Source organism: Myxococcus dinghuensis (genome assembly GCF_024198235.1).
In the GTDB taxonomy this organism is placed as follows: domain Bacteria; phylum Myxococcota; class Myxococcia; order Myxococcales; family Myxococcaceae; genus Myxococcus; species Myxococcus dinghuensis.
Genome location: NZ_JAKCFB010000005.1, coordinates 105,222 through 125,986, shown reverse-complemented (window position 1 = coordinate 125,986; position 20,765 = coordinate 105,222). Strand labels below are relative to the sequence as shown.

The window sequence follows — 20,765 nt, the reverse complement described above, 5'->3', positions numbered from 1 at the left end:
ACCGCCCGCGCGCTCAGAAGGTCCCGAACTCCGCCTCCAGGTGCGCGCGCATCAACGCGGGCCTGCGTCGCGCGGCGTCGCGCAGCCGCTCGACGTTCGCCAGCCAGGTCCCGGGGGACGGAGGCAACTGCCAGCGCGCGATGTGCTCGGCCATCTCCGGCGCGAGCCGCGCCGCCGCCGCGTCGATGGCCGCGAGGACGCGCGGCGTCGCGAAGGTGTTCGCCAGGTGCCAGGAGAAGCGGGAGAGGAAGCGCGCCCTGAACCCGGGTGCCTTCAACAGCCGCCGGAGGAGGAGGACGAACGGCTGGGGGATGAGCGGGTCGTGGAGCACGCGGGCCAGCGTGTTGCTCTCCGGCGGGAGGTTGAAGGCCGCGTCCAGGTCGTACACCAGCCAGCGCCAGCGGCCGTCGCCCTTGCCCGGCAGCGGGCCTCCGTCCTCCGCGCGATAGCGCCACACCTTGTAGTTGTTGGACGGCCAGTCGTCGTTGCCGAAGAAGAGCTGCGCGACGTGGTAGTCGATGAACTCGTCCACGTCGATGCGCCCGGCGACCTGCGCGTAGTGCTCGGGTTGGGCCAGGTCGTGGGTGCGCGCGTACTCCAGCAGCGCGTGGTAGGGGATGGCGTCCGCCGCCTTGCCCACCTCCACCGTGCCCTGTCCCTCCAGGACGACGACCTTGTCCCGGTCGAGCCCGTGGTGCGCGGCGAAGTGGTGCTCGTCGAAGCGCTCGCGCAGGTCGTGCTGTCCCCAGTACTCCCCGTCGAGGAACACCACGGCGGGGCGGCAGGCCTGGATGGGCAGGTCCGTCTCGCGCAGGAGGCCCTGGAGCACGCAGTCCTTGAGCCGGGTGGAGAGGAGGTCCTGGCCGCCGTTGCGGACGATGAGCCGCTTGAAGCGCTTCAGGGACAGCTCGGGGAAGAAGGGCGCGTCGAAGGTGCTGGGGCCGTAGGACTCCTTGGCGTACAGCCGCAGGCTCTTCTGCGGGAGCGCCGCGCTCCCCGAGCCGTGGATGCGCACGCCCGCTTCCTGCGCGAGGACCCGCGTGCCCGACGCGTCGAACCACTCGACGTGGACGGGGCGCTCCCAGGCCTCGCCGCTCTCCATGTAGTTGCCCGTGCCCCAGTAGCTCTCCCATTCGGGGTGCTCCGCGTGGACGCGCCCGGGGACGTAGAGGCCGACGTCGAAGTCGAAGAAGTTCGCGGGCGCCGTGGCCAGCGACAGGACGGGCAGTGAGTAGGGCGCGCGCCCGACCAGATAGGTGCGGGTCTGCACGGGGCCCATGGGGAGCCGCCCCACGTACTGCTGGAAGCGCACCACCGTCGCGAGCGTGACCTCGCCCGTGGGGGGGCGCCACCGCCACTCCGCGGGCGCGTCCTCGGGGTTGGTGGGGATGTGGCTGAGCGGGGCGGATTCACCCTCGCGCCCCAGCAGGGCGAGCGGCGCCGTGTAGACGGGCGAGTCGGGCGTCGGGGGCGAGCCGTCGAGCGTGAAGCGCGTCTTGCCGATGGGTTGCGTGGGCAGGGTGAGCAGGGTGGGGCGGTGGTAGAGCCCCGCGTCGTCCAGGGCGGAGCGGTGCTGGAAGTCGACGCGGTCCTTCGCCTGGGCGCCCGTGCCGTCGTAGGCGACGACCCGCAGCGAGTGGCTGTCGCGCGTCGGTGTCCACGGGAGGGTCCACGTGTTCGTGGAGAGGCGGGCCGTGCCGAGGAGCCGGGTGCCCTCGTAGACCTCGACGCGGGTGAACGGGGCGTCACCGCTCAGGCCGCCGTGGAGCAGGTGGCGGAGGTTGTCCATCGATTGGATGGAGACGGTGGGCGGGGACAGCGTGGAGTGCGCTTGCGCCTCGGCGTCGGGCGACGCGGCGAGGCAGACGAGGAGGGGGAGGAGCGCGGTGAGGCCAGGAGGTCTGGGGTGCATGCCGTGCATGGCTGCGATGCATGGGCACTCGCCGCGCGGCGCGGGGCCGCGTTCGTGGAACGGTGAACGGCTGGACCGTGGCGGGGATGCGGGAGGCGACAGCGGAAGTGGACTTCACGGACGCTGGTCGCGCGCGCCGGGTGTCTACAGCGTGACGAGTCCCATCCGCGCGGCGCGGACGACGGCCTCGGTGCGGCGCTGGACTCCCAGCTTGGAGAGCACCGCGTTCACGTGGAACTTGGCCGTGTGGTCGCTGATGGAGAGGCGGTCCGCGATGGCCTTGTTCGACAGGCCCTCCGCGAGCAGGGCCAGCACCTCGCGCTCCCGGGGCGTGAGGGCGTCCGGGCCCAGGGTGCCCGTCGCGGGGCCACTGCGAGAGGCGGGGGCACGCAGCTCCGCGAGCCCCGGCTCGTAGACCGCGAGTCCCCGCGAGACGGCGAGGAGGGCCGCCGTGAGCGGCGCGGGCGCCACGTCGCGGAACAGGAGGCCACGCACCCCCGTCGCCAGGACCTGCTCACCGGAGGTCTCGTCCGCCACCAGGGCGAGCACGGGCCCGCCCAGGTCCGGTGCCTCCAGCCGGGCCTCCGGGTCCGCGGGGCGCAGGCCCGTGTCCCAGAGCACGACGTCCACGGGCTCGCCGCGCGTGGACTCCAGCTCGGCCTGGGTCCCCGCCGCGACGACCAGCAGCTCGGTCCCCTGCTCTCCCAGCACCCGGGAGAGCGCTCCCCGGGCGAGCGGATCCTCCGCGACCAATGCCAGACGAAGCGGTGCGAGGGAGGTGTCCAACACGAGGCCTCTTCCATAACCAGCCACCGCCCCTTCCGCTCGTGGGGCCGAGACGGACGAATCCCTGGCACGACCGGGCGGGCGTGGCTGCTAGCGTGGTCGCCACAGGTCACGTCCGGGCGGGGCGCCGTCCATGAAGAAGTTTGAAGGAGGACCCATCGCATGAAGCGTCAGGAGCCACGGGGCATGGGGATGCGAGCGCGCGGAGCGCTCCTGGCGGGTTGCCTGCTGCTCGCCTCGGTCGTCCAGGCCGCGACACCGCCGCCCTTCGCGAAGCTCGGTGACGAGGTCGTCGAGCTCGTGCGCACCCGGTTCTTCGACGCGAAGCGCGCAGAGGCCTGGGCCACGGCGCACCAGGGTTACGGCGCCGCCGCCACCAGCGCGGAGGACTTCGAGCGGCGTACCACCGAGGTTCTCTCGGAGCTGAAGGCCTCGCACACCGCCTACTACCCGCGCGGCAGCCAGGGCCACACGGCCCTCTCCGCCATCTTCCAGCGCTACCTCGAGCTCGCGCGCGTCGACGCCCCCTCCATCGGCGCGGACGTCCAGGAGACGCCGGAGGGCTTCTTCCTCCGCCACGTCTTCGTCGGAGGCCCCGCCGCGAAGGCGGGCCTGTTGCGGGGAGACCGGCTCGTGTCCGTCGAGGGCAAGCCCTTCGTGTCGCTCGCCGCCCTCGACGCGCGCGTGGGCAAGCCCACCCGCTTCGGCGTCGAGCGGACCCGCGGCGGCGAGCCCCTCACGCTCACCGTCACCCCGCGGCGCGTGAATCCGAAGGGGGAGTGGCTGGAGGCCCAGCAGGCCAGCTCCCGCGTCGTCGAGCGGAGCGGGCGTCGCGTGGCCTACCAGCAGCTCTACTCGTGCGCGGGGCCCGAGCATCAGCAGAAGCTCGAGGAGACGCTGGGCGGCGACTTCGCCCAGGCGGACGCGCTCGTCCTCGACTTCCGCGACGGCTGGGGCGGATGCAATCCCCAGTTCCTCAACCTCTTCGACCGCGCCGTGCCCACCTTCACCGGCATCCGTCGCGACGGCACGCGCAACACCTGGGCCCCCACGTGGCGCAAGCCCGTGGTGCTGCTCGTCAACGACAACTCCCGCAGCGGGAAGGAGCTGGTCGCCTTCGCCATGAAGCGCCACGGCCTGGCCACGCTGGTGGGGCAGCGCACCGCGGGCGCCGTGCTCGCGGGCACCCCGCTGCGGTTGTCCAACGGCGCTCTGCTCTACCTCGCCGTGGAGGACGTGGAGGTGGACGGCACGCGGCTGGAGGGCCAGGGGGTGCCGGTGGACGTGGAGGTGGCGGACTCGCTGCCGTTCGCGGGTGGAGGGGACGTCCAGCTCGACAAGGCCCTGGACGTCGCCGCGAGGGCCGTCGCCGCGCCTTGAGCGCTCAGCCGCGCGCGGACCACCACAACCAGCCGAGCCCCGCGGCCAGCGTGCCCATCATGCCGAGGATGCCCCAGGTCAGGATGGAGCAGCCCGGCCCCGAGGAGGAGACGATGGGCAGCTTCCGCGTCTTCAGCTCCTCCACCAGCTCCGCCAGCTTCGCCGTGTCGTAGGGCACGGCCTCGCCCAGGTGGATCTTCCGGCCCAGCGCCAGCAGCTCGCGCTCGGAATGGAACCGCTCCGACAACAGCAGGCTCCGCGCCTGGAGCATCCGGTCCGTGCCGGCGCGCGCGGGGTCCAGCCCACACTCATCGCAGGGCGTGAACGCGCCCTCCTTGGTTTCGCCGCATCCGACACAGACGGCCACGTTCATGAAGGCCATCCTACCGCGACACCCCGGGTGGGCTGCCACGGTCTCCCGGTGTCATCACGCCCGTGTGACACCATGTCCCGGCGCGTCAGAACCCAGACTCAATGTTGCACCCGAGTAACTGATGCCACCTTGGAACGGATGGTGCGCGATGAAGAGGGGGGTGTCCAGGTCCGCGTACGTGAAGCCGCCCAGGCCCGCGGCCAGGTGCGCGGACGCGCTCATCGCGAGCACGCTCTCCACCATGCCCCCCACCATCAGCTCCAGGCCCGCGGCGCGCGCCAGGCTCCACAGCGTCAGCGCCTCCACCACGCCGCACTTCATGGTCTTGATGTTGATGCCGTGCGCTGCCTGCTCGCGGATGAGGCGCAGCACGTCCTTCGCCGAGCGGGCGGACTCGTCCGCGTACACCCGCACGCGCGAGCGCCGCGCCACCTCCGCCATCCCCGCGAGGTCCGACGCCGGCACCGGCTGCTCCAGCAGGGCCAGCGGCACTTCCGCCCGTTCCAGCTCTTTCAGGAAGGCCAGGGCCTCCGCCACGTCATAGCCGCCGTTGGCGTCCGCGAGGAGCCGCGCGTGGGGCGCGACTTGATGGATGGCCACCATCCGGGCCGCGTCCTCGTCGGGGGGGAGGGCGCCGACCTTGACCTTCAGCGTGGTGATGCCGCGGGCGAGGATGGCCCGCGCGGACTCCGTCGCGTGCGCCACGTCGCCCGCCGTCACGGTCATGTCGATGTCCAGCGTCGTCCCCGCGCCTCCGAACAGCACGGACAGCGGCACGCGGTGGTGCCGCGCCAGCGCGTCCAGCACCGCCGTCTCCACGCCTGCCCGCGCGGCCGGCGCCAGGGGCAGGAGGTCCCCCAGCCACTCCGACAGCGGGCGCCACGCCCGCACGTCCTTGCCGAGCAGCGTGGCGCGCAGCGGCTCCAGCGCGGCGAGGGTGCTCGCCTGCGTTTCGCCGCTCACCGCGGGGAAGGGCGCCGCCTCGCCCAACCCCACCGTGCCGTCCGCCAGGGTGAGGGTCACCAGCACGTTCTGCGCGACATGCTGCGCGCCCGTGGCGATGGCGAACGGCTCCGTCAGCGGCAGGTCCAACGGCGAGAAGCTCACGGCGGTGATGAGGGTGGGCGTCATGTCGGTGGCCGCATCCTGGACTACTGCTTCGATGGACGGGGAGCGCGAATGAGGGACGCCGTCGATTCATCAGGAGGCTGGCGGGATGTGCCCTCGTGGGATGGGGCAGGTACAGGCTTGAATCGAGGCCAGCGATTGTACCCGACGGCTGGATTGTTCGATTGCCACTCCCGGATGAGCTGGACCTCCACGCGGCTTGTTTCCTGGTTCGTGGCGGTCGTGGACTCCCAGAGAATCTCGCGCCTGATGGTGAAGTCCCGGCGCTCCTCGTCACTGAAGTCGAGTGCGATGACGCGGCTATCGGCACTCCCGAAGTAGTTGATGCTGTTCGTGAGGTCCTTCCCTATGTAGATCTTCCCATTGGGATAGGTGACCTTGAAGATGACCTTCTTCATGACCCCTCGCTCTGGCGCCATTTCCCGGCAAGGAATGAGTCGGAGGAGCGTATCGTTGCGGTCATGGGTCGGCGTCTGCTGACTGCCAATATCCATCGATTCGGAGTGCCTCGCATGTCGGCCGCCTCGCCTCTCGCCCGCCCGGAGCCCTGGGACCTCGTCGCCCCCGAGTACGTGCGCGAGCTGATGCCCGTGTTCGAGACCTTCGCCGTGGACGCGCTCGCGCGCACGACGGTGGCGGCGGGCACGCGCGTGCTCGACGTGGCGGCGGGGCCCGGGACGTTGTCGCTGCTGGCGGCGCGGGCCGGGGCCCGCGTGACGGCGGTGGACTTCGCGCCCCGGATGATGGCCGCGCTCCAGGCGCGGGCCTCGCGCGAGGGGCTCGACATCGAGGCGCTCGCGGGGGACGGCATGGCCCTGCCGCTGAAGGACGCGCGGTTCGACGCGGCGTTCTCGCTGTTCGGGCTGATGTTCTTCCCGGACCGGCTAAGGGGTTTCCGCGAGCTGCACCGCGCGCTGGTCCCCGGAGGGCGCGCCGTCGTGTCGAGCTGGATGCCCATGGAGCGCTCGCCGGCGATGAACGTCGTGTACAAGAGCTTCGCGGAGTTGATGGACGGCGGCGGCGCTCCTCGCGACGGGATGATGCCGTTGTCGGACCCCGCGGCCTGCCGCCGGGAGATGGGTGATGCGGGCTTCACGGACGTCGAGGTCCACGAGCTGACCGCGCGGGTGGACTACGCGTCGACCGCGGCGATGGTGGACGCGATGGTCCGCTCCAGCGCGCCGGTCGTCCTCGCCCGTCAGGCGCTGGGCGAGCGGTGGCCCGGCATCCACCGGGCGCTCGAGGAGAAGGTCGCCGCGGTGATGGGCGACGGCCCCCAGGTCTTCCTCTTCAATGCCTACCTCACCGTGGGGACGCGGCGTTGAGCGCGCACGCGCGCGGAGGACTCGCGGGATTGCCTCGCGGATGACCCCTCGAGGGTCTCCGAATACCTCTCGAAAGATGTCGGTGGATGCCCACCCGCTGTCCTTGCTTGTGCCAGCACTCCTTTCATGGCGACATGCGGGGACTCCGGACGTTTCCGAGAATTTTGGTCCCCCGTGGGGCCTGGAGGGGATTGCCTCCGGGCCGAGCATTCGCCCGGAGTGGGCGTGACATGTCGGCGACGGACACCAGACAGCCGGGAACGGGCGCGGACACGTTGTTGGCGGCGTTGGAGGAGGCCGAGCGCCACGACTCCGAGGGCTGCATGGTGCTGCTCGCGGTGCGCGACGCCGCGGGCGCCATCGTCGACTTCGAGTGGCTGTGGGCCAACCCCGCGGCCTCGCAGGCGCTCCGGTTGGGATCGGAGCCGCTGCGGGGCAAGCGGCTGGGGGAGCTGCCGGCGAACGCGGGGCTGGGCGGACGGCTGGCGGTGCTGCGGCACGTGGTGGAGTCGGGCCGTCCCGCCGCGGACAGCTTCCCGGAGGGGGACGCGGTGCTGCACAGCACTGCGGTGCCGCTGCGCGACGGCGTGCTGCTGCGCCTGCGCGACGTCACCAGCGCCCTGCGCGTGGAGGAGGGCCTCCGCGACACGCTGGACTGGGTGCGCGACGTGCTGGAGAGCACGCCCGAGGCGTTCTTCACCGTGGACGCCGAGTGGCGCGTCACCTACGTCAACCGGCAGGCGGCCGAAATCACGGGGCGCTCACAGGAGCAGGTCTTCCGCCGCGTGCTGTGGCAGGCATGTCCGGAGCTCATCGGCACGCTGTTCGAGCGCGAGCTGCGGCGCGTGGCCGATCAGAGCTCCTCCACCGTCTTCGAGGTGCGCTCCGCGCCGGACCGCTGGCACGAGGTGCACGCGTGGTGCTCCGGACAGAACGTGTCTGTCTTCTCGCGCGACATCACCGGCAAGAAGCGCGCGGAGGCGGAGCGCGACGCGCTGCTCACGCGGGAGCACTCCGGCCGCCTGGAGGCCGAGGCCCTGGTGCGCGAGCGCACGCAGGAGCTGGTCGCCGCGCGCGAGCGGCTGGTGCAGTCGGAGAAGCTGGCCATGGCGGGTCAGCTCGCCGAGGGCGTGGGCCACGAAATCAACAACCCGCTCTCCTACGTCAGCGGCAACCTCCAGTTCGCGCTGGAGCAGTTGGAGCACCTGGACGGGGGCGGCGTGAAGGGCACGCCGCTGTGCGAGGCGCTGGAGGCGCTGCGCGAGGCCCGCGAGGGCGCCGAGCGCATCCGCGTCATCGTCCGGGACCTGCAGACGTTCGCCCGCGCGGACGAACCGCACCTGTCGCCGGTGGACGTGCACGCGGCGCTGGAGTTCGGCCTGTCCATGGCGATGCCGCACCTGCGCTACCGCGCGGAGGTGGTGCGGCGCTACGCGGAGGTGCCCACCGTCATGGCGCACGAGGCGCGGCTGGGGCAGGTGTTCCTGCACCTGCTGGTCAACGCGGCGCTGGCGATTCCGGAGGGTGACTTCACGCACCACCGTGTCTCGCTCACCACGCGGGTGGACGGCCCGTGGGTGGTGGTGGAGGTGGAGGACACGGGGCACGGCATGACGCCGGAGGTGCTGGCGCGCGTCTTCGAGCCCTTCTTCACCACGCGCCCCATCGGCGCGGGCAGCGGGCTGGGGTTGTCCACCAGCCTGGGCATGGTGCGCAGCATGCGCGGCGAGCTGTCGGTGACGAGCACGCCGGGGGCGGGGAGCACGTTCCGCGTGCGGCTGCCCGTCGCGGCGGCGGTGAGCCCGCAGGTCTCCTCGCGCGCGTCGGACGAGGTGCCGGTGCGCAAGCGGGTGCTGGTGGTGGACGACGAGCCGCAACTGGCGTCGCTGCTGCACCGGCTGTTGGGGCGTCACCACGAGGTGGTGGTGGTGCACAGCGGACGCGAGGCGCTGGAGCTCCTGGCGCGCGACGACGACTTCGACCGCGTCTTCTGCGACCTGATGATGGCGGACGTGACGGGGATGGACCTGCACGCGGCGCTGGTGGCGCGGCGGCCTCAACTGCTGTCGCGCTTCGTCTTCATGACGGGCGGCGCGTTCACGGAGCGGGCGCGGACGTTCCTCCAGTCGGTGCCGCTGCCGCGCATCGAGAAGCCCTTCGACCCCGGGACGCTGCGGGCGCTGGTGGAAGGGGCGCCGCCACGCGTCGGGGCCCTGGGGGCACCGTCACGCGTGGCGGGCGGGAGTTGATTACAGCTTCACTTCCTCGCGGTCCGGGTGGGTGATGTAGCCCGTTCCGGCGGCCACCAGCTTCTCCATCAGCTTGTCCATGCCGTTGGAGCGGGCGAAGGCCATCTCGTTCTTGGTGACACCCACGAGCGTGAGCAACTGCACCTTGCCGCTGGGCAGGGCGAAGTGGTCGGGGCGGGACGGGTCGCGCACGAAGGCGAAGCCGCTGAGCTTGGACTCGCCGCCGTCGAGCGTCCCCTCCACCGGATAGCGGTGGTTGAGGGCGAAGGCGCGCATGCACACGAGGTTGTAGGCCATCATGTCCAGCAGCCGGAACACGGGCCACTTGGCCTCCTCCGGCGTGTGGATGACCATCTCGTAGCCGATGCCACTGGGTGCGTCGTCGGGGAACTCCTCTCCGGGGGTGATGGTGAACGGGTTGGACAGCCCGCTGGTCACATAGGTCCAGTAGGGGTAGTCCGCGCTGGGGGGCGCGACGCGCACGCCCATCGGGCCCCAGTTGGGGTCCGGTTCACCTTGTACCTGCGCGAGGTCGCTCTCCATCCACGCCTGGATGGCGTCGGTCTGGTCCAGCGTGAAGACGCCTTCGTCGATGGCGCCGAACATCTTGGGGTACTCGACTTCATCGCGGTCCGCCCAGCAGTCCTCGTACCACTGGATGAAGTCCTCGTCCGTCTCCGGGGCTTTCATACGCCTCCACTCTAGAGGGTCGCCCCGGTTTCACAACATTCCGAAGAGGGCCCCCCACCGCCTGTCTGCTGGGGGACGGGGCCCTGTCCGCCGGGGGAGCCGCCGGCCGTGAAGGTGGGGGCTCCCAGGGAGTGCCGGCTGTTCGCCATGAGGCCCCGTGGCGGGCCGGGAGCCCGGTCAGGCGCGGTCTGGCGGCGTGCGTCCGAGCACGACGGCCTCGAGGTGATCCCACGCGTCGAGCAGGTTCCAGGCGCCTGGCTGCCCCGCGCCCACGGTCGCGCAGAGGGTCAGCACGCGCTCCAGGTTGGGTTCGGTGGGGGATGACAGCGCGAGCGCCGCTGCTCGCGCGAGGAGGCGGCCGCGTCCGGCGGGGGTCATGAGGTCGATGGGGCGCTCCGTCCAGCCCTCGGCGCAGAGATTGCGCGACAAGTCTCGGGGGCCGCCGTGCCCCGAGGCGAGGGCCTCCCTGGCGGCGTGGAGCGCCGTGCCCTCCTGGGTGTGCTGGATGGCGCGGCCGAGCGCCCAGGCGATGACCTTCCTGCGTGCGGGCTCATCGAGCCGGGCCACGAGCTGGCCGGGGCCCGGGTAGTCCCAGGGCCAGTCCGCGCCTCGGGCGATCAGGTCGAAGGGGACTCCGGGGCGGCCCTTGCGGCGATCCGCCCGCACGCCGTCGAGGATGCGCTGGAGCAGCTCGGTGTCTTGCGTGCCGCTCGCGAGGCGCCGCCAGTCCGGGTCGAGTGTCTCCCAGCGGAGCCCGCCTCGGGCGACGCGCGCCTCGGCCATGGTGAGCAGGGCGTGTCGAGCCGCCGCGAAGGCCTCGTCCGCCGAGGGCGGCGCGGCGTGGACTTCGTCCAGCGCCAGGTCGATGACGTCGCGGCTCAAGCCCTGGCGTCGCGCGTCGAGTTCCTCCAGCTTCGCGGCGAGCCAGGTGTGGATATCGGGAGACGCGGAGGGCAGGGGCTCGGCGGGGTCCACGGAGTGGGTGGAGACGAGGTCCTGGGAGTAGGCGCCGACGCCATGGGCACCGAAGCGGTGGTCGAGTGCCCAGGCGGAGTCGAGGTCGCCGCGCTCCGTGGTGAACAGCATCCACTGCGCGGCGCGAGCCACGCCGTTGAGCTCGGCCAGCTCCAGGTGTCGGTCGTGGTCATCGAGCAGGCGCGGGGTGCTGAGCAGGCGCAGGCCCGGAACCAGGTCTCCGTCATCGAGCTCGATGGGCGCGACCCACACGATGCCGCGCGCGACGAGCAGCTCGCGCAGGTCGTCCGGGAGGTCGAAGCCACGCCGCCAGAAGGCGGCCTCGTACGGGTCGAGCTGTTCGGGGGAGAGCGGCTCGGCACCGTGCAGCCCCTCGAAGCCCGCGCTGACCTGCCGGGCACACCATTCATCCCACAACGCGACGATTCCAGGCATCGCGGGTCAGACTATGCTAGGGCTGCCCGCGTCGGTTCGTCGTTCGAGGAGATTCATGCCACTGAATTTCAGGGTTCGCGTGCGCAATGCCCTCTCTGAATCCGCCTATCTGGTGCTGGAGCCATGGGGCCGCGCGCATACCCTCGACGTTGGAGGCGTCATCGACGTCGAGGTGGAAGGGCCCGAGAAGGATGAAGTCGTGGATGGGAAGTCCGTTAGAGGGGATGGTGGCTTGCTTCCCGTCGAATTGGACGCCCAGGCGCTCGTGCTTTGGGGGTGGAGCCACTCCAATCTCGACTTCGTGGCGCCTCCGGGACAGCCGAGCGGGACGCTTCCCGCCAGGCCCATCTCGAGGGTCACGCTTCGCGTGCAGAACGACCGCAAGACGCCGGCAAGGATGCTCCTTGCACCTGGGGCACGGGAGGTGTGTTTCCAGCCCAAGGGAAAGGCCGATGAGCGTGAGGAAGGTACGCTCCAGGTCAGCGAGGAAATCGATGTCGAGGTGCGGATCTCCGGCGCTCGACGGGAGTCATCCATTCCTGTCATGGAGTTCGACCTGGACACGCAGGGACTCGTCATCCGGGTGAACGAATCCCTCTGTGCCGTGGAGCGGCTCGGGGACCTGAAGAAGCGATAGGGATACCGACGCCCACGGACGGATGGGGCGAGGCGCGGGCCTCTACGGGCCGCTGGCCGCGTCGACGGTGATCTGCTCCAGCCTGCCGATGAGGCGGCTGTTTTCCGTGCCCCCACCCGGGCAGTTCTTGCCGTTGCTGGAGAGGAAGATGCTCGCCGGTATCTCTATGCCCGTGGTGACGTCCACCGTCGAGTTGCCCGAGTACACCTCCAGGCCGCTCGAGTCGTAGACCTCCACGAACACCTGATGCTGTCGCCCCACGGGGACGTCCAGGAGGGCCCCATGAATGGCGTCGTCCGTCACCTCGAGGGGCGTCGGGTCGATGTGTCGAACCGGTCCGCTCAGGGACGCGGTCGCTGACGCGACGTCGCAAGGACTCGTCGCCAGGGGGACATGCACCTGGATGGCGAACGAGGTCGTTGCTTCATCGTCTCCAGCGCAGGCCACGAGCAGCGCACAGCCTCCTCCCAGCATCACATCCCGCAGGACTCGCTTCATGGGCTCTCCCGGATATTCCGGACATGCTAGGCCAATGAAGAGCGGCCTGTCAGGTGACGACAGGGCTCGGTCGAGTCGACGGGACCCTTCGCGGGTGCGTCAGCCCCGCCCAGGCAAAGGCCACGGCTTGAGGCCGGCGATCTGCTCCGCCTCCTCCACCGCGACGTTCAGCCGTGCCCGCTCGCGGCGCACGTAGTCGCGCACCGCGCCGTCCAGTCGCCGGTCGAAGATGACGTGCGCGCTGTGCACCGCCGTGGGCTCGAAGCCGCGCGACACCTTGTGCTCACCGCCGGCCCCGGGCTCGAACACCTTGCGCCCCGCGCGGATGCAGTCATCCACCGAGTGGTAGAGACACACGTGGAAGTGCAGGAACGGGTGCTCCTCGACGCTGCCCCAGTAGCGGCCATAGAGCCGCTCCTTCGTCGCCAGGTTGAACGCCCCCGCGATGACCCGCCCCTCGCGCACCGCCTCCACCAGCTCCACCGTGTCCGGCATCGCCTGGAACACCCGCGAGAAGAACCCCGGCGTGAGCTGTATCTGCCCCCACGCGTGCCGCTCGCACGTCGCTGTGTAGAACCCATACGCGCGCTTCGCGTGCGCCGGCGTCAGCTCCGTGGTGCGCACCGTGCGCAGCGTGATTCCCTGCGTCGCCGCGGCCCCGCGCTCGCGCTTGAGCTGGTTGCGGCGCTTGGAGTCGAACCGGGCCAGATAGTCGTCGTAGCTGCCATACCCCGGGTTCTTCCAATGGAACTGGAGCGTCACCCGCCGGGCCAGCCCCGCCTCCTCCAGGAAGTCCGCCTCCTCGTCCGTGGGATACAGGAAGTGCACCGACGAGCACCCCGCCTCCTGGGCGCTCTCCACCGCCGCCGACAGCAGCGCGCGCCGCAAGCCGGGCACGTCCTCGCCGGGGGCGACGAGCAACCGGGGCACCGTGGCCGGGGACAGCGGCCCGCCGACGATGAGCTTCGGGTAGTACGCCACGCCGAGCCGGGCGGCGGCGTCCGCCCACCCGAAGTCGTAGATGTACTCGCCCATGCTGTGGAACTTGCGGTACGCGGGCGCGGCGGCCACCAGCTTCGGCCCCCGCCACAGCGTCAGGTGGTGCGGCGCCCACCCGGTCTCCTCGGTGGCGCTGCCACTCTCCTCCATGGCCGCCAACCACGCGTGGCGCACGAAGGGGGGCGCGTCCGGGCCCAGGAGCGCGTCCCAGCCGGCGGCCGGGACGTCCGTCACTGCGTCGAGGATGCGGAGGCGGAGCGAGTTGTCGGCGGGCACGGGGCCAGTTCTAACGCGAGCCCCGTGCGGGCGCCGCTCCACGCCTCCTGGGACGTCAGGCGGCCTGGGCCGGGGCGCCCGTCTCCCGGGCGGCCTGCCGCGGCTCCGGCCACACCGCCCGCTGCGGGGTGGCGATGCGGATGACCCCCAGCTTCGCCAGCACGCGCATCACCTGCCACGTGGGGTCCACCTCGAACCTGCGCGCCGCGAAGTTCGGGCTGCTGCCGTACTTGTGGTGGTTGTTCTGGAACAGCTCACCCATGCACAGCAGCTCCACCGGCAGCGTGTTGCGCGACTTGTCGCTGCTCTCGAAGTTCCGGTAGCCGTACTTGTGTCCGCACCAGTTCACGATGGCGCCGTGCACCGGGCCCATCAGGAAGTGGACCGGCAGGAGCAGGAACTGCCAGGGCGAGGTGGCGAACGTCAGGTAGAACGCCGAGTACAGCGCCACCCAGCCGAGCGTCGCCAGCCACGAGGTGCGCAGCGTGTCGTCCACGAGCTTCCACTCGGGATAGCCGCCGAGGAAGCGGGCCTCCGGCTGCCCCTCTCCCTGGGTGTACGCGTCGTAGCGCTTCTTCGTGTGGAGCATCATCCGGAAGACGTCCGTGAAGAAGTGCGGCGAGTGCGGGTCCTTCTCCGTGTCGGAGAAGGCGTGGTGCTCGCGGTGCAGGATGGCGTACGCGCGCGGTGACAGGTACGACGAGCCCTGGACCAGGTAGGTGAGCAGGTGCATCGCCCGCTCGGTGCGCGGACCCATGGTGTACATGCGGTGCGCGGCGTACCGGTGCTGGAAGAAGCTCTGGAAGAAGACACAGAGCAGCCAGTGCGAGATGAAGAAGAGGAGGATGGCCACGGCAGGCTCCCGGTTCGTGACTGAACCCGGGTAACACCGGCCATGTCATGGCAGCGTCATGGCGCCCCCGAAGCCGCCTCCACCGAGCGGGGAATCAGCCCCTGGCTTCAGGGCGCCATCAGCCGGACCGCTGGGCCTGACGCATGACGCACCTCGTCCAAGGTGCATCTTCCGGTACGGAGGGCACGCACACCTTCGAGAGGAGCACACGCGTGGAGCGGGCGGACATCGTCAAGCTGGACAAGGGGCACGTCTGGCACCCGTACACCGCCATGGAGGCGTACATCGCCAGCACCGACCCGCTGGTCATCAGCCGGTCGGAGGGGCCGTACCTCTTCGACGTGGACGGGCGGCGCTACCTGGACGCGAACGGCTCCTGGTGGGTGTCCACGCTGGGGCACCGGCACCCGCGCCTCGTGCGCGCGCTGATGGAGCAGGTGGGCCGGCTCCCGCACGTGTCGCTCGCGGGCATCACCCACGAGCCCGCCGCGCTGCTCGGCGCGGAGCTGGCCGCCATCGCCCCCGGGGCGGACCGGGCGGACGTCCCGGCGGTGGAGCGGCTCACCCGCGCCTTCTACTCCGACAACGGCAGCACGGCGGTGGAGGTGGCCATCAAGATGACGGCCCAGTACTGGGCCCAGAACGGCCGGCCCCGCCGCACGCGCTTCATCACCCTGTCCGGCGCGTTCCATGGCGAGACCCTCGGCTCCACCAGCGTGGGCGGCGTGCCGCTGTTCCGCGAGGTGTTCGGGCCGCTGCTGTTCGACGTGGTGCACGTGCCGTCGCCCGCGGAGGAGGGCGGCTGGGAGCGCGCCTTCGCCCAGGTGCGGGCCGCGCTGCGCGAGCACCCGGAGGAGATCGCCGCCGTCATCCTCGAGCCCATCATCCAGGGCGCGGCCGGCATGTACATGTACTCGCCGGACTTCCTGCGCGCGGTGCGCGAGGAGACACGCGCGGTGGACACGTTCCTCATCGCCGACGAGGTCTTCACCGGCATGGGGCGCACCGGCGCGCGCTTCGCGGTGGACCTGGCGGGCGTGGTGCCGGACATGCTGTGTCTGGCCAAGGCGCTGTCCGGCGGGCTGATGCCCTTCGCGGTGACGCTGGCCTCCGAGCGGGTCTTCTCCGGGTTCCTCGGCGCGTCGTCGCGGGCGCTGTATTACGGGCACTCGTACTGCGGCAATCCGCTGGGCGCGGCCGTGGCGCGCGAGGTGCTCGCGGTGTACCGCGACGAGGACGTGCTGGGGCAGGTGGCGCGCAAGGCCCCACGCGTGAAGGCCGCCTTCGAGCGCATGGCCGGCTCGCTCCCCGGGCTGGTCCGCCCGCGCGCCGTGGGCATGGTGGGCGCGGTGGACCTGGGCGGCGGAGGCTACCTCGCCCAGAGCGGCTGGCGCGTGTACGAGGCGGCGCGCAAGCGCGGGCTGTACCTGCGCCCGCTCGGTGACACGGTGTACGTCGCCCCCGCGCTCAACATCCCCGACGCCGCGCTCGACGAGCTGCTCGCCGGTGTCGAGGACGCGCTGCGCGAGGTGCTGAAGGGCTGACGGACACGCCGGGAGGGGCGCGGGTCAGCCGCTCCCCGAGCTGGGAGGCGGCGTGGGCGCCAGGCCCATGCGTCGCTCCTGTCGGTAGAGGATGACCTCGCGCACCACGACCTGCACGGCGGCGGCCACGGGCACGGCCACCACCGCGCCGACGATGCCGCCCAGCTCCGCGCAGAAGAGCACCGCCAGCAGGATGATGAGCGGGTTGACGTGGACGGTGCGCCGGAACACGAGCGGCGCCAGCACGTTGCCCTCGAGCTGTCCGTACAGCACGAAGTACGCGAGCACGCCCACCGCGAGCCAGAAGCCCCCGGTGGCCCAGGACAGCAGGGTGATGAGGCTGCCGGCCACCACCGGCCCCGCGTAGGGCACCATGCTGGAGAAGCCGCTGACGATGCCCAGCGGCAGGAAGTACGGCACGCCGAGCACCGCCAGCACCGTGGAGGTGAGCAGCGCGTTGACGGTGCAGATGACGGTGAGCCCCATCAGGTAGCCCCCCGTGGCCCGGTACACGTTGCGCAGCACGCGCACGTAGCGCAGCCGGTGTTGGGGGTGCGCCAGGTCCAGCAGCCTGCGCAGCAGGCCCCCGCCGAACACCAGCATGAACACCACCAGGAAGAACACGGTGATGCCGCCGCCCGCCAGCCCCACCATGCCGCTGAGGACGCGGACCACCAGCCCGGGCAGCTCCCCCGTGGCGAGCCGGGGCGTGGCCTCCTCGAGCTCGCGCGACCACCCCATGTTCGCCAGCCGCTGGCTCACGGTGTGGACGAGGCGCGACTCGCGCACCTCCTGGACGAGGTGGGGCCACTGGCGGAGCAGCTCGTCCACCTGGGCCGCCGCGGCGGGGATGACGATGAGCGCCAGCATCGCGAGCACCGCCATCGCGCCCACGAGCATCATCGCGATGGCGAGCGCCCGGGGGACGCGCAAGCGCTCCAGGCGCGACACGCCGTGCTCCAGCGCCAGCGCCAGCAGCGCCGCGATGCCGGTGAGCGTGAGCGCCATCCGCGTGCGCACCACCAGGAACACCAGCGCCAGGACGCCCAGCACCGCGAAGCACACGGTGAACACCGTCTTCGGCGTCACCTGTGAGCGTTGTCCCGCTCCACCTTGCTCGGCCACCGTCCCCTCGCGCGCTGCCCGACCCACACTCCGCCCCGCTGGAGTGTGTCGTGTCGGGCGCGAACGCCAGTGCCCCCCCGCACGACGGCGGCCATCGAGGTGTGGACTCGTCCACCGGGAGGCGGACGCGAGCGCCCAGGCGTCCGGTGTCGGACAGGAGGACCGGCCGGGCCCGTCCTCCCTCGGTTCACGCGGTCGCTAGTCCCGCGACGGGAAGACGCCTTCGACGGCGATGATGAAGTTGAGGCACAGGAAGGGCGACATGTTGTTGTGCGGCTGGCTCCCGCCCGCGACGCCGATGGCCGCCGGGTTCATCGTCCCGTCGATGGGCCCGGCCCGGTAGTTGAGGATGGTGCCGTTGGTGTCGGTGGCCAGCACCGTGCCGATGGGCGTCTCCACCTCTCCGGCCTGCGAGCTGACGTTCAGCGAGTGGGTGTGCGCGGGCATCTGGCTGGCGATGAGCGTCACCGTCTCCGAGCCGCCCTGCTCGCCGAGGGTGCGCGGCGACAACCCGGGGCCCTGGCCCGGCTGCATCGGATAGCGGCCGCGCAGGTCCGGCAGCGCGAAGGTCGTCTGGCCGTTGCCACCGTAGGTGGTGCCCAGGATGGCGAAGAGCGCCGTGTTCTGGGCGATGGAGAGCAACTGGCCCTGGCAGAACATCCATCCGCGCGGCGCGAAGTTGCCTGCGAACATGATGATTTCACCAATGTATGGCGTGGACACGGGAACACCTTTCTGTGGGGGAGATTCGGGGTCGGTCGAGACCGCTGCTGCGGTGTCGGAGCCGGTATCAGCAACTCTTCGGCCAGCCTCCGAGGTCCGGAAATTCCCGCGTGGTTGACACGATTCACGACATCGCTTCGAGAGGCGTCGACAGCCTCCGAGGGGGACGTGCGCCCGAGCGCGTCATGCGTTCCGCCCAGACGCGACGTGCGTTCACGGGGAACGCGGTTGGCTGCTATCGCGCGTGAGCCGAGTTGAGAGACAATGTGATTCACCCTGTCGGGTTGGATGACGGACGGGGGCCAATCCATCCTGGCGCGTGACTTGCTCATGGGCGGCACCCTGAGTGTCACGACGAGGAGAAACATCATGGTTCGAGTGAACTGGCGACGCCCCACGCAGTGGACGGGACTGCTCCGCGTCCTGCCCATGGCGACGTTGTTGTGCGTGGCGGGCTGCGACAAGGGCTCCCAGGGGCCACAAGGACCTCAGGGCCCGCAGGGGCTGCAGGGGCAGGCGGGTCCGGCGGGTCCGGCGGGCGCGAAGGGGGACACGGGCGAGGCGGGGCTCCAGGGCATCCAGGGCCCGAAGGGAGACACGGGCGCGGCGGGCCCCGTGGGTCCTCAAGGTCCCCAGGGCCCGGCGGGCTCCGGCAACGGTCCCCAGGGCGAGGCGGGCAAGAACGCGCTGGCGCGCACCACCGCGGAGGCCGCGGGCGGCAACTGCGCCACGGGGGGCGTGAAGCTCGAGGCCGGCGTCGACGATGACGGCGACGGCACGCTGGACGAAGACGAGGTGGATACCACCAGCTACGTCTGCAACGGCCCGCAGGGGCTGCAAGGTGTGCAGGGCCCCCAGGGGGAGATGGGGCCTCAGGGCCTGCGCGGCGAGACCGGCCCGCAGGGCGCGGCGGGGCTCCACGCGCTGTCGGCGACGAGCACGGAGGCCGCGGGGAGCAACTGCGCCACCGGCGGCGTGCGGCTCCAGTTCGGGCTGGACGCCAATGGCAACGGCACGCTGGACGCGGGCGAGGAGAACGCGGCGCTGACGCGCTTCGTGTGCAACGGCGCGCGGGGCCCGGACGGGCAGCAGGGCGCCCCTGGTGATACGGGGCCTCAGGGCCAGCAAGGTCCTCAGGGGCAGACGGGCGCCACGGGCGCCACGGGTGCGACGGGCGCCACGGGACCTCAAGGTCCGGCGGGCTCGACGGGGATCTACGGTGATGGGACTTCGGGGGCGTGGAGCGTCCCCTCGGGCACGAACCTCGATCTGACGATCGCGTCGGGTTACAGCACCCTCGTCTCGCAGGGGCGGCAGGCCCTGCAGTTCACCAACGTGACCATCGCCGGGACCCTCATCGTCCCCAGCGGCACGGTCATCCGGGCGACGGGCGATTTCACGGTGACCGGCAACATCATCGTCGACCAGTCCTCCACCGACAATGGCGTGGGGCCGGCGGAGTCGGGCTCGGCGCGCTCCTCCGCCGGTGAGCCGGCGGGCGGAGTCGGGCTGCAGCCGCTCCAGTCCGCGCAGTTGCTGCGGCCGGGTGTCAAGGGTGGTGGTGCGGGAGCGAAGAACAACACGGCCGTCGGAGGCGACGGTGGCGGTACGCTCGTCGTCCTCGCGCAGGGCACGGTCCGCATCCAGAACGGGGGCGCCATCAATGCCTCGGGTGACGGCGGGTTCACCGCCGCGGATACGGCCAACGTGCCGGGCGGCGGCGGCGGTGGCGGTGGCGTCATCGTCATCGTGGGCAAGGCCGGCATCACCATGACGGGGAGCCTGTACGCCGTGGGAGGGAACGGAGGGGCGGGAGACAACACGGGCAGCCCGAGCCCCGGCAAGGGCGGCGGCGGCGGCGGTGGCGGCGGAATCATCCACCTGCTCTCCTCGATGACGCCCGTGGCGAGCGGCACCCTCAACGTCAACGGAGGCTCCGCGGGCACCACCGAGGGGCCGAACGGGTCGAGCACCGCCACCACCGCGGGCGGCGGCGGCGGCGCGTCGGGCGGCAATGGTGGCACGGGTGGCGCCACGAACATCACGCCCACGGCGGGCAGCATCGGATACGTCTTCCAGACGGTGACGCCGCTCCCGGAGAACCTCTTCCTCTAGTCGAGGACGCCTCCCTCACCCGGAGGTGGAGGAACGGCCCGCGGGCGCACCAGCTCGCGGGCCGTTCGTGTCTTCAGGCCGTGCGCGCGCGGCCCCTCGCGCGCCGCGGGGCGGGCTCGCGGCGCAGGTAGCGGTCGAGCAGGACGACCACGTCGTCGATGAACTCGGGGCGGTCCAGCAGCTCCGGCCGCGCGCACGCCGCCTCGTGAATCACCGCGTGCAGCGTCACCCGCAGCACGAACGCCGCGAGCGCCAGGTCCGGCACCTCGCGCGCGAAGGGCTCCAGCACGCGCATCCAGAAGCGCTCCACCTCCGCGTCGGAGACGTCGGGCGCGGCGCGCGCGGAGCGGGGCAGCTCCTCGGTGAACACCCGGTGCAGCTCCGGCGCCACGCGGTGCTCGGCCACCGCCGCCTCGACCACCCACCTCAACATCACCGGCAGGGACGGCTGCGCGCGCAGCACGTCGACCGCGCCCCGCATCCCCACGCGGGACTTCGCCACGTGACGGCGTTGCAGCTCCACGACGAGCGCCTCCTTGTTGGGGAAGTACTGGTACAGCGACGCGATGTTCACCCCGGCGCGCTCGGCCACCCGGTTCGTGGTGAACCCGTCCCAGCCGTGGCGCACCAGAATGTAAGCGGCGGCTTGCAGGATGGCGTCGACCGTCGCCACCGCGCGCTCCTGCGTGGGCCGCTTCCGAGGCGCGGTCCGGGGTCGTCTCGTCGCCATCGTGCCCTCCGG

At 71.4% G+C, this 20,765-nt stretch carries 19 protein-coding genes; 6 read left to right on the top strand and 13 right to left on the bottom strand.

Going from position 1 to position 20,765, the window contains the following annotated elements; translation table 11 throughout:
• Window positions 1-13: 13 nt before the first annotated feature.
• Together LZ198_RS09475 and LZ198_RS09470 are read right to left on the bottom strand one after the other, a co-directional pair.
• Window positions 14-1,921, bottom strand: coding sequence for a CotH kinase family protein (locus tag LZ198_RS09475; protein WP_253971574.1), 1,908 nt, complete (start codon window positions 1,919-1,921; stop codon window positions 14-16).
• A 135-nt stretch (window positions 1,922-2,056) separates the two neighbouring features.
• Window positions 2,057-2,701, bottom strand: coding sequence for a LuxR C-terminal-related transcriptional regulator (locus LZ198_RS09470; protein ID WP_253971573.1), 645 nt, complete (start codon window positions 2,699-2,701; stop codon window positions 2,057-2,059).
• 159 nt (window positions 2,702-2,860) lie between these two features.
• Here LZ198_RS09470 and LZ198_RS09465 point away from each other — a divergent pair, with 159 nt between their 5' ends.
• Entirely contained in the window at window positions 2,861-4,078 is a 1,218-nt protein-coding gene (locus LZ198_RS09465) for a S41 family peptidase (RefSeq protein ID WP_253971572.1), read from the top strand.
• A 4-nt stretch (window positions 4,079-4,082) separates the two neighbouring features.
• Here LZ198_RS09465 and LZ198_RS09460 read toward each other — a convergent pair whose 3' ends face one another.
• From LZ198_RS09460 to LZ198_RS09450, 3 genes are read right to left on the bottom strand one after another with little or no spacing between them, the layout of a single operon-like run.
• On the bottom strand, window positions 4,083-4,451 hold the full coding sequence (locus LZ198_RS09460) for a hypothetical protein (RefSeq protein ID WP_253971571.1): 369 nt from the start codon (window positions 4,449-4,451) through the stop codon (window positions 4,083-4,085).
• 54 nt (window positions 4,452-4,505) lie between these two features.
• Entirely contained in the window at window positions 4,506-5,582 is a 1,077-nt protein-coding gene (locus LZ198_RS09455) for a dipeptide epimerase (RefSeq protein WP_253971570.1), read from the bottom strand.
• 20 nt (window positions 5,583-5,602) lie between these two features.
• Entirely contained in the window at window positions 5,603-5,977 is a 375-nt protein-coding gene (locus tag LZ198_RS09450) for a GIY-YIG nuclease family protein (RefSeq protein WP_253971569.1), read from the bottom strand.
• 114 nt (window positions 5,978-6,091) lie between these two features.
• On the opposite strand from LZ198_RS09450, the gene LZ198_RS09445 reads away from it, so the two are divergent.
• Both LZ198_RS09445 and LZ198_RS09440 read left to right on the top strand, forming a co-directional pair.
• On the top strand, window positions 6,092-6,904 hold the full coding sequence (locus tag LZ198_RS09445) for a class I SAM-dependent methyltransferase (RefSeq protein WP_253971568.1): 813 nt from the start codon (window positions 6,092-6,094) through the stop codon (window positions 6,902-6,904).
• 230 nt (window positions 6,905-7,134) lie between these two features.
• Window positions 7,135-9,153, top strand: a complete 2,019-nt coding sequence (locus LZ198_RS09440) for an ATP-binding protein (protein ID WP_253971567.1) — start codon at window positions 7,135-7,137, stop codon at window positions 9,151-9,153.
• Here LZ198_RS09440 and LZ198_RS09435 read toward each other — a convergent pair whose 3' ends face one another.
• Both LZ198_RS09435 and LZ198_RS09430 read right to left on the bottom strand, forming a co-directional pair.
• Window positions 9,154-9,843, bottom strand: a complete 690-nt coding sequence (locus LZ198_RS09435; protein WP_253971566.1) for a suppressor of fused domain protein — start codon at window positions 9,841-9,843, stop codon at window positions 9,154-9,156. It lies immediately after the preceding gene.
• A 177-nt stretch (window positions 9,844-10,020) separates the two neighbouring features.
• Entirely contained in the window at window positions 10,021-11,253 is a 1,233-nt protein-coding gene (locus LZ198_RS09430; protein WP_253971565.1) for an SMI1/KNR4 family protein, read from the bottom strand.
• A gap of 55 nt (window positions 11,254-11,308) precedes the next feature.
• Here LZ198_RS09430 and LZ198_RS09425 point away from each other — a divergent pair, with 55 nt between their 5' ends.
• Window positions 11,309-11,890, top strand: coding sequence for a hypothetical protein (locus LZ198_RS09425; protein ID WP_253971564.1), 582 nt, complete (start codon window positions 11,309-11,311; stop codon window positions 11,888-11,890).
• A 42-nt stretch (window positions 11,891-11,932) separates the two neighbouring features.
• Here LZ198_RS09425 and LZ198_RS09420 read toward each other — a convergent pair whose 3' ends face one another.
• From LZ198_RS09420 to LZ198_RS09410, 3 genes are all read right to left on the bottom strand, one after another.
• Complete coding sequence (locus tag LZ198_RS09420; RefSeq protein WP_253971563.1) at window positions 11,933-12,388, bottom strand: hypothetical protein; 456 nt, start codon at window positions 12,386-12,388, stop codon at window positions 11,933-11,935.
• 99 nt (window positions 12,389-12,487) lie between these two features.
• Entirely contained in the window at window positions 12,488-13,663 is a 1,176-nt protein-coding gene (locus LZ198_RS09415) for a GNAT family N-acetyltransferase (RefSeq protein ID WP_253971562.1), read from the bottom strand.
• A gap of 55 nt (window positions 13,664-13,718) precedes the next feature.
• Window positions 13,719-14,516, bottom strand: coding sequence for an acyl-CoA desaturase (locus tag LZ198_RS09410; RefSeq protein WP_253971561.1), 798 nt, complete (start codon window positions 14,514-14,516; stop codon window positions 13,719-13,721).
• A gap of 212 nt (window positions 14,517-14,728) precedes the next feature.
• On the opposite strand from LZ198_RS09410, the gene bioA reads away from it, so the two are divergent.
• A complete protein-coding gene (bioA, locus tag LZ198_RS09405; RefSeq protein WP_253971560.1) occupies window positions 14,729-16,060 on the top strand; it encodes an adenosylmethionine--8-amino-7-oxononanoate transaminase in 1,332 nt (443 codons plus the stop codon).
• Between the two features lie 24 nt (window positions 16,061-16,084).
• On the opposite strand, the gene LZ198_RS09400 is transcribed toward bioA, so the two are convergent.
• Together LZ198_RS09400 and LZ198_RS09395 are read right to left on the bottom strand one after the other, a co-directional pair.
• A complete protein-coding gene (locus LZ198_RS09400) occupies window positions 16,085-17,185 on the bottom strand; it encodes an AI-2E family transporter (protein ID WP_253971559.1) in 1,101 nt (366 codons plus the stop codon).
• A 198-nt stretch (window positions 17,186-17,383) separates the two neighbouring features.
• Window positions 17,384-17,908, bottom strand: coding sequence for a phage tail protein (locus tag LZ198_RS09395; RefSeq protein ID WP_253971558.1), 525 nt, complete (start codon window positions 17,906-17,908; stop codon window positions 17,384-17,386).
• A gap of 369 nt (window positions 17,909-18,277) precedes the next feature.
• Here LZ198_RS09395 and LZ198_RS43395 point away from each other — a divergent pair, with 369 nt between their 5' ends.
• The gene (locus tag LZ198_RS43395) at window positions 18,278-20,023 is read left to right on the top strand and encodes a DUF7151 family protein (RefSeq protein ID WP_323382229.1); all 1,746 of its coding nucleotides are present in this window, start codon (window positions 18,278-18,280) and stop codon (window positions 20,021-20,023) included.
• A gap of 73 nt (window positions 20,024-20,096) precedes the next feature.
• On the opposite strand, the gene LZ198_RS09385 is transcribed toward LZ198_RS43395, so the two are convergent.
• A complete protein-coding gene (locus LZ198_RS09385; RefSeq protein WP_253971557.1) occupies window positions 20,097-20,753 on the bottom strand; it encodes a TetR/AcrR family transcriptional regulator in 657 nt (218 codons plus the stop codon).
• Between the last annotated feature and the right edge of the window lie 12 nt (window positions 20,754-20,765).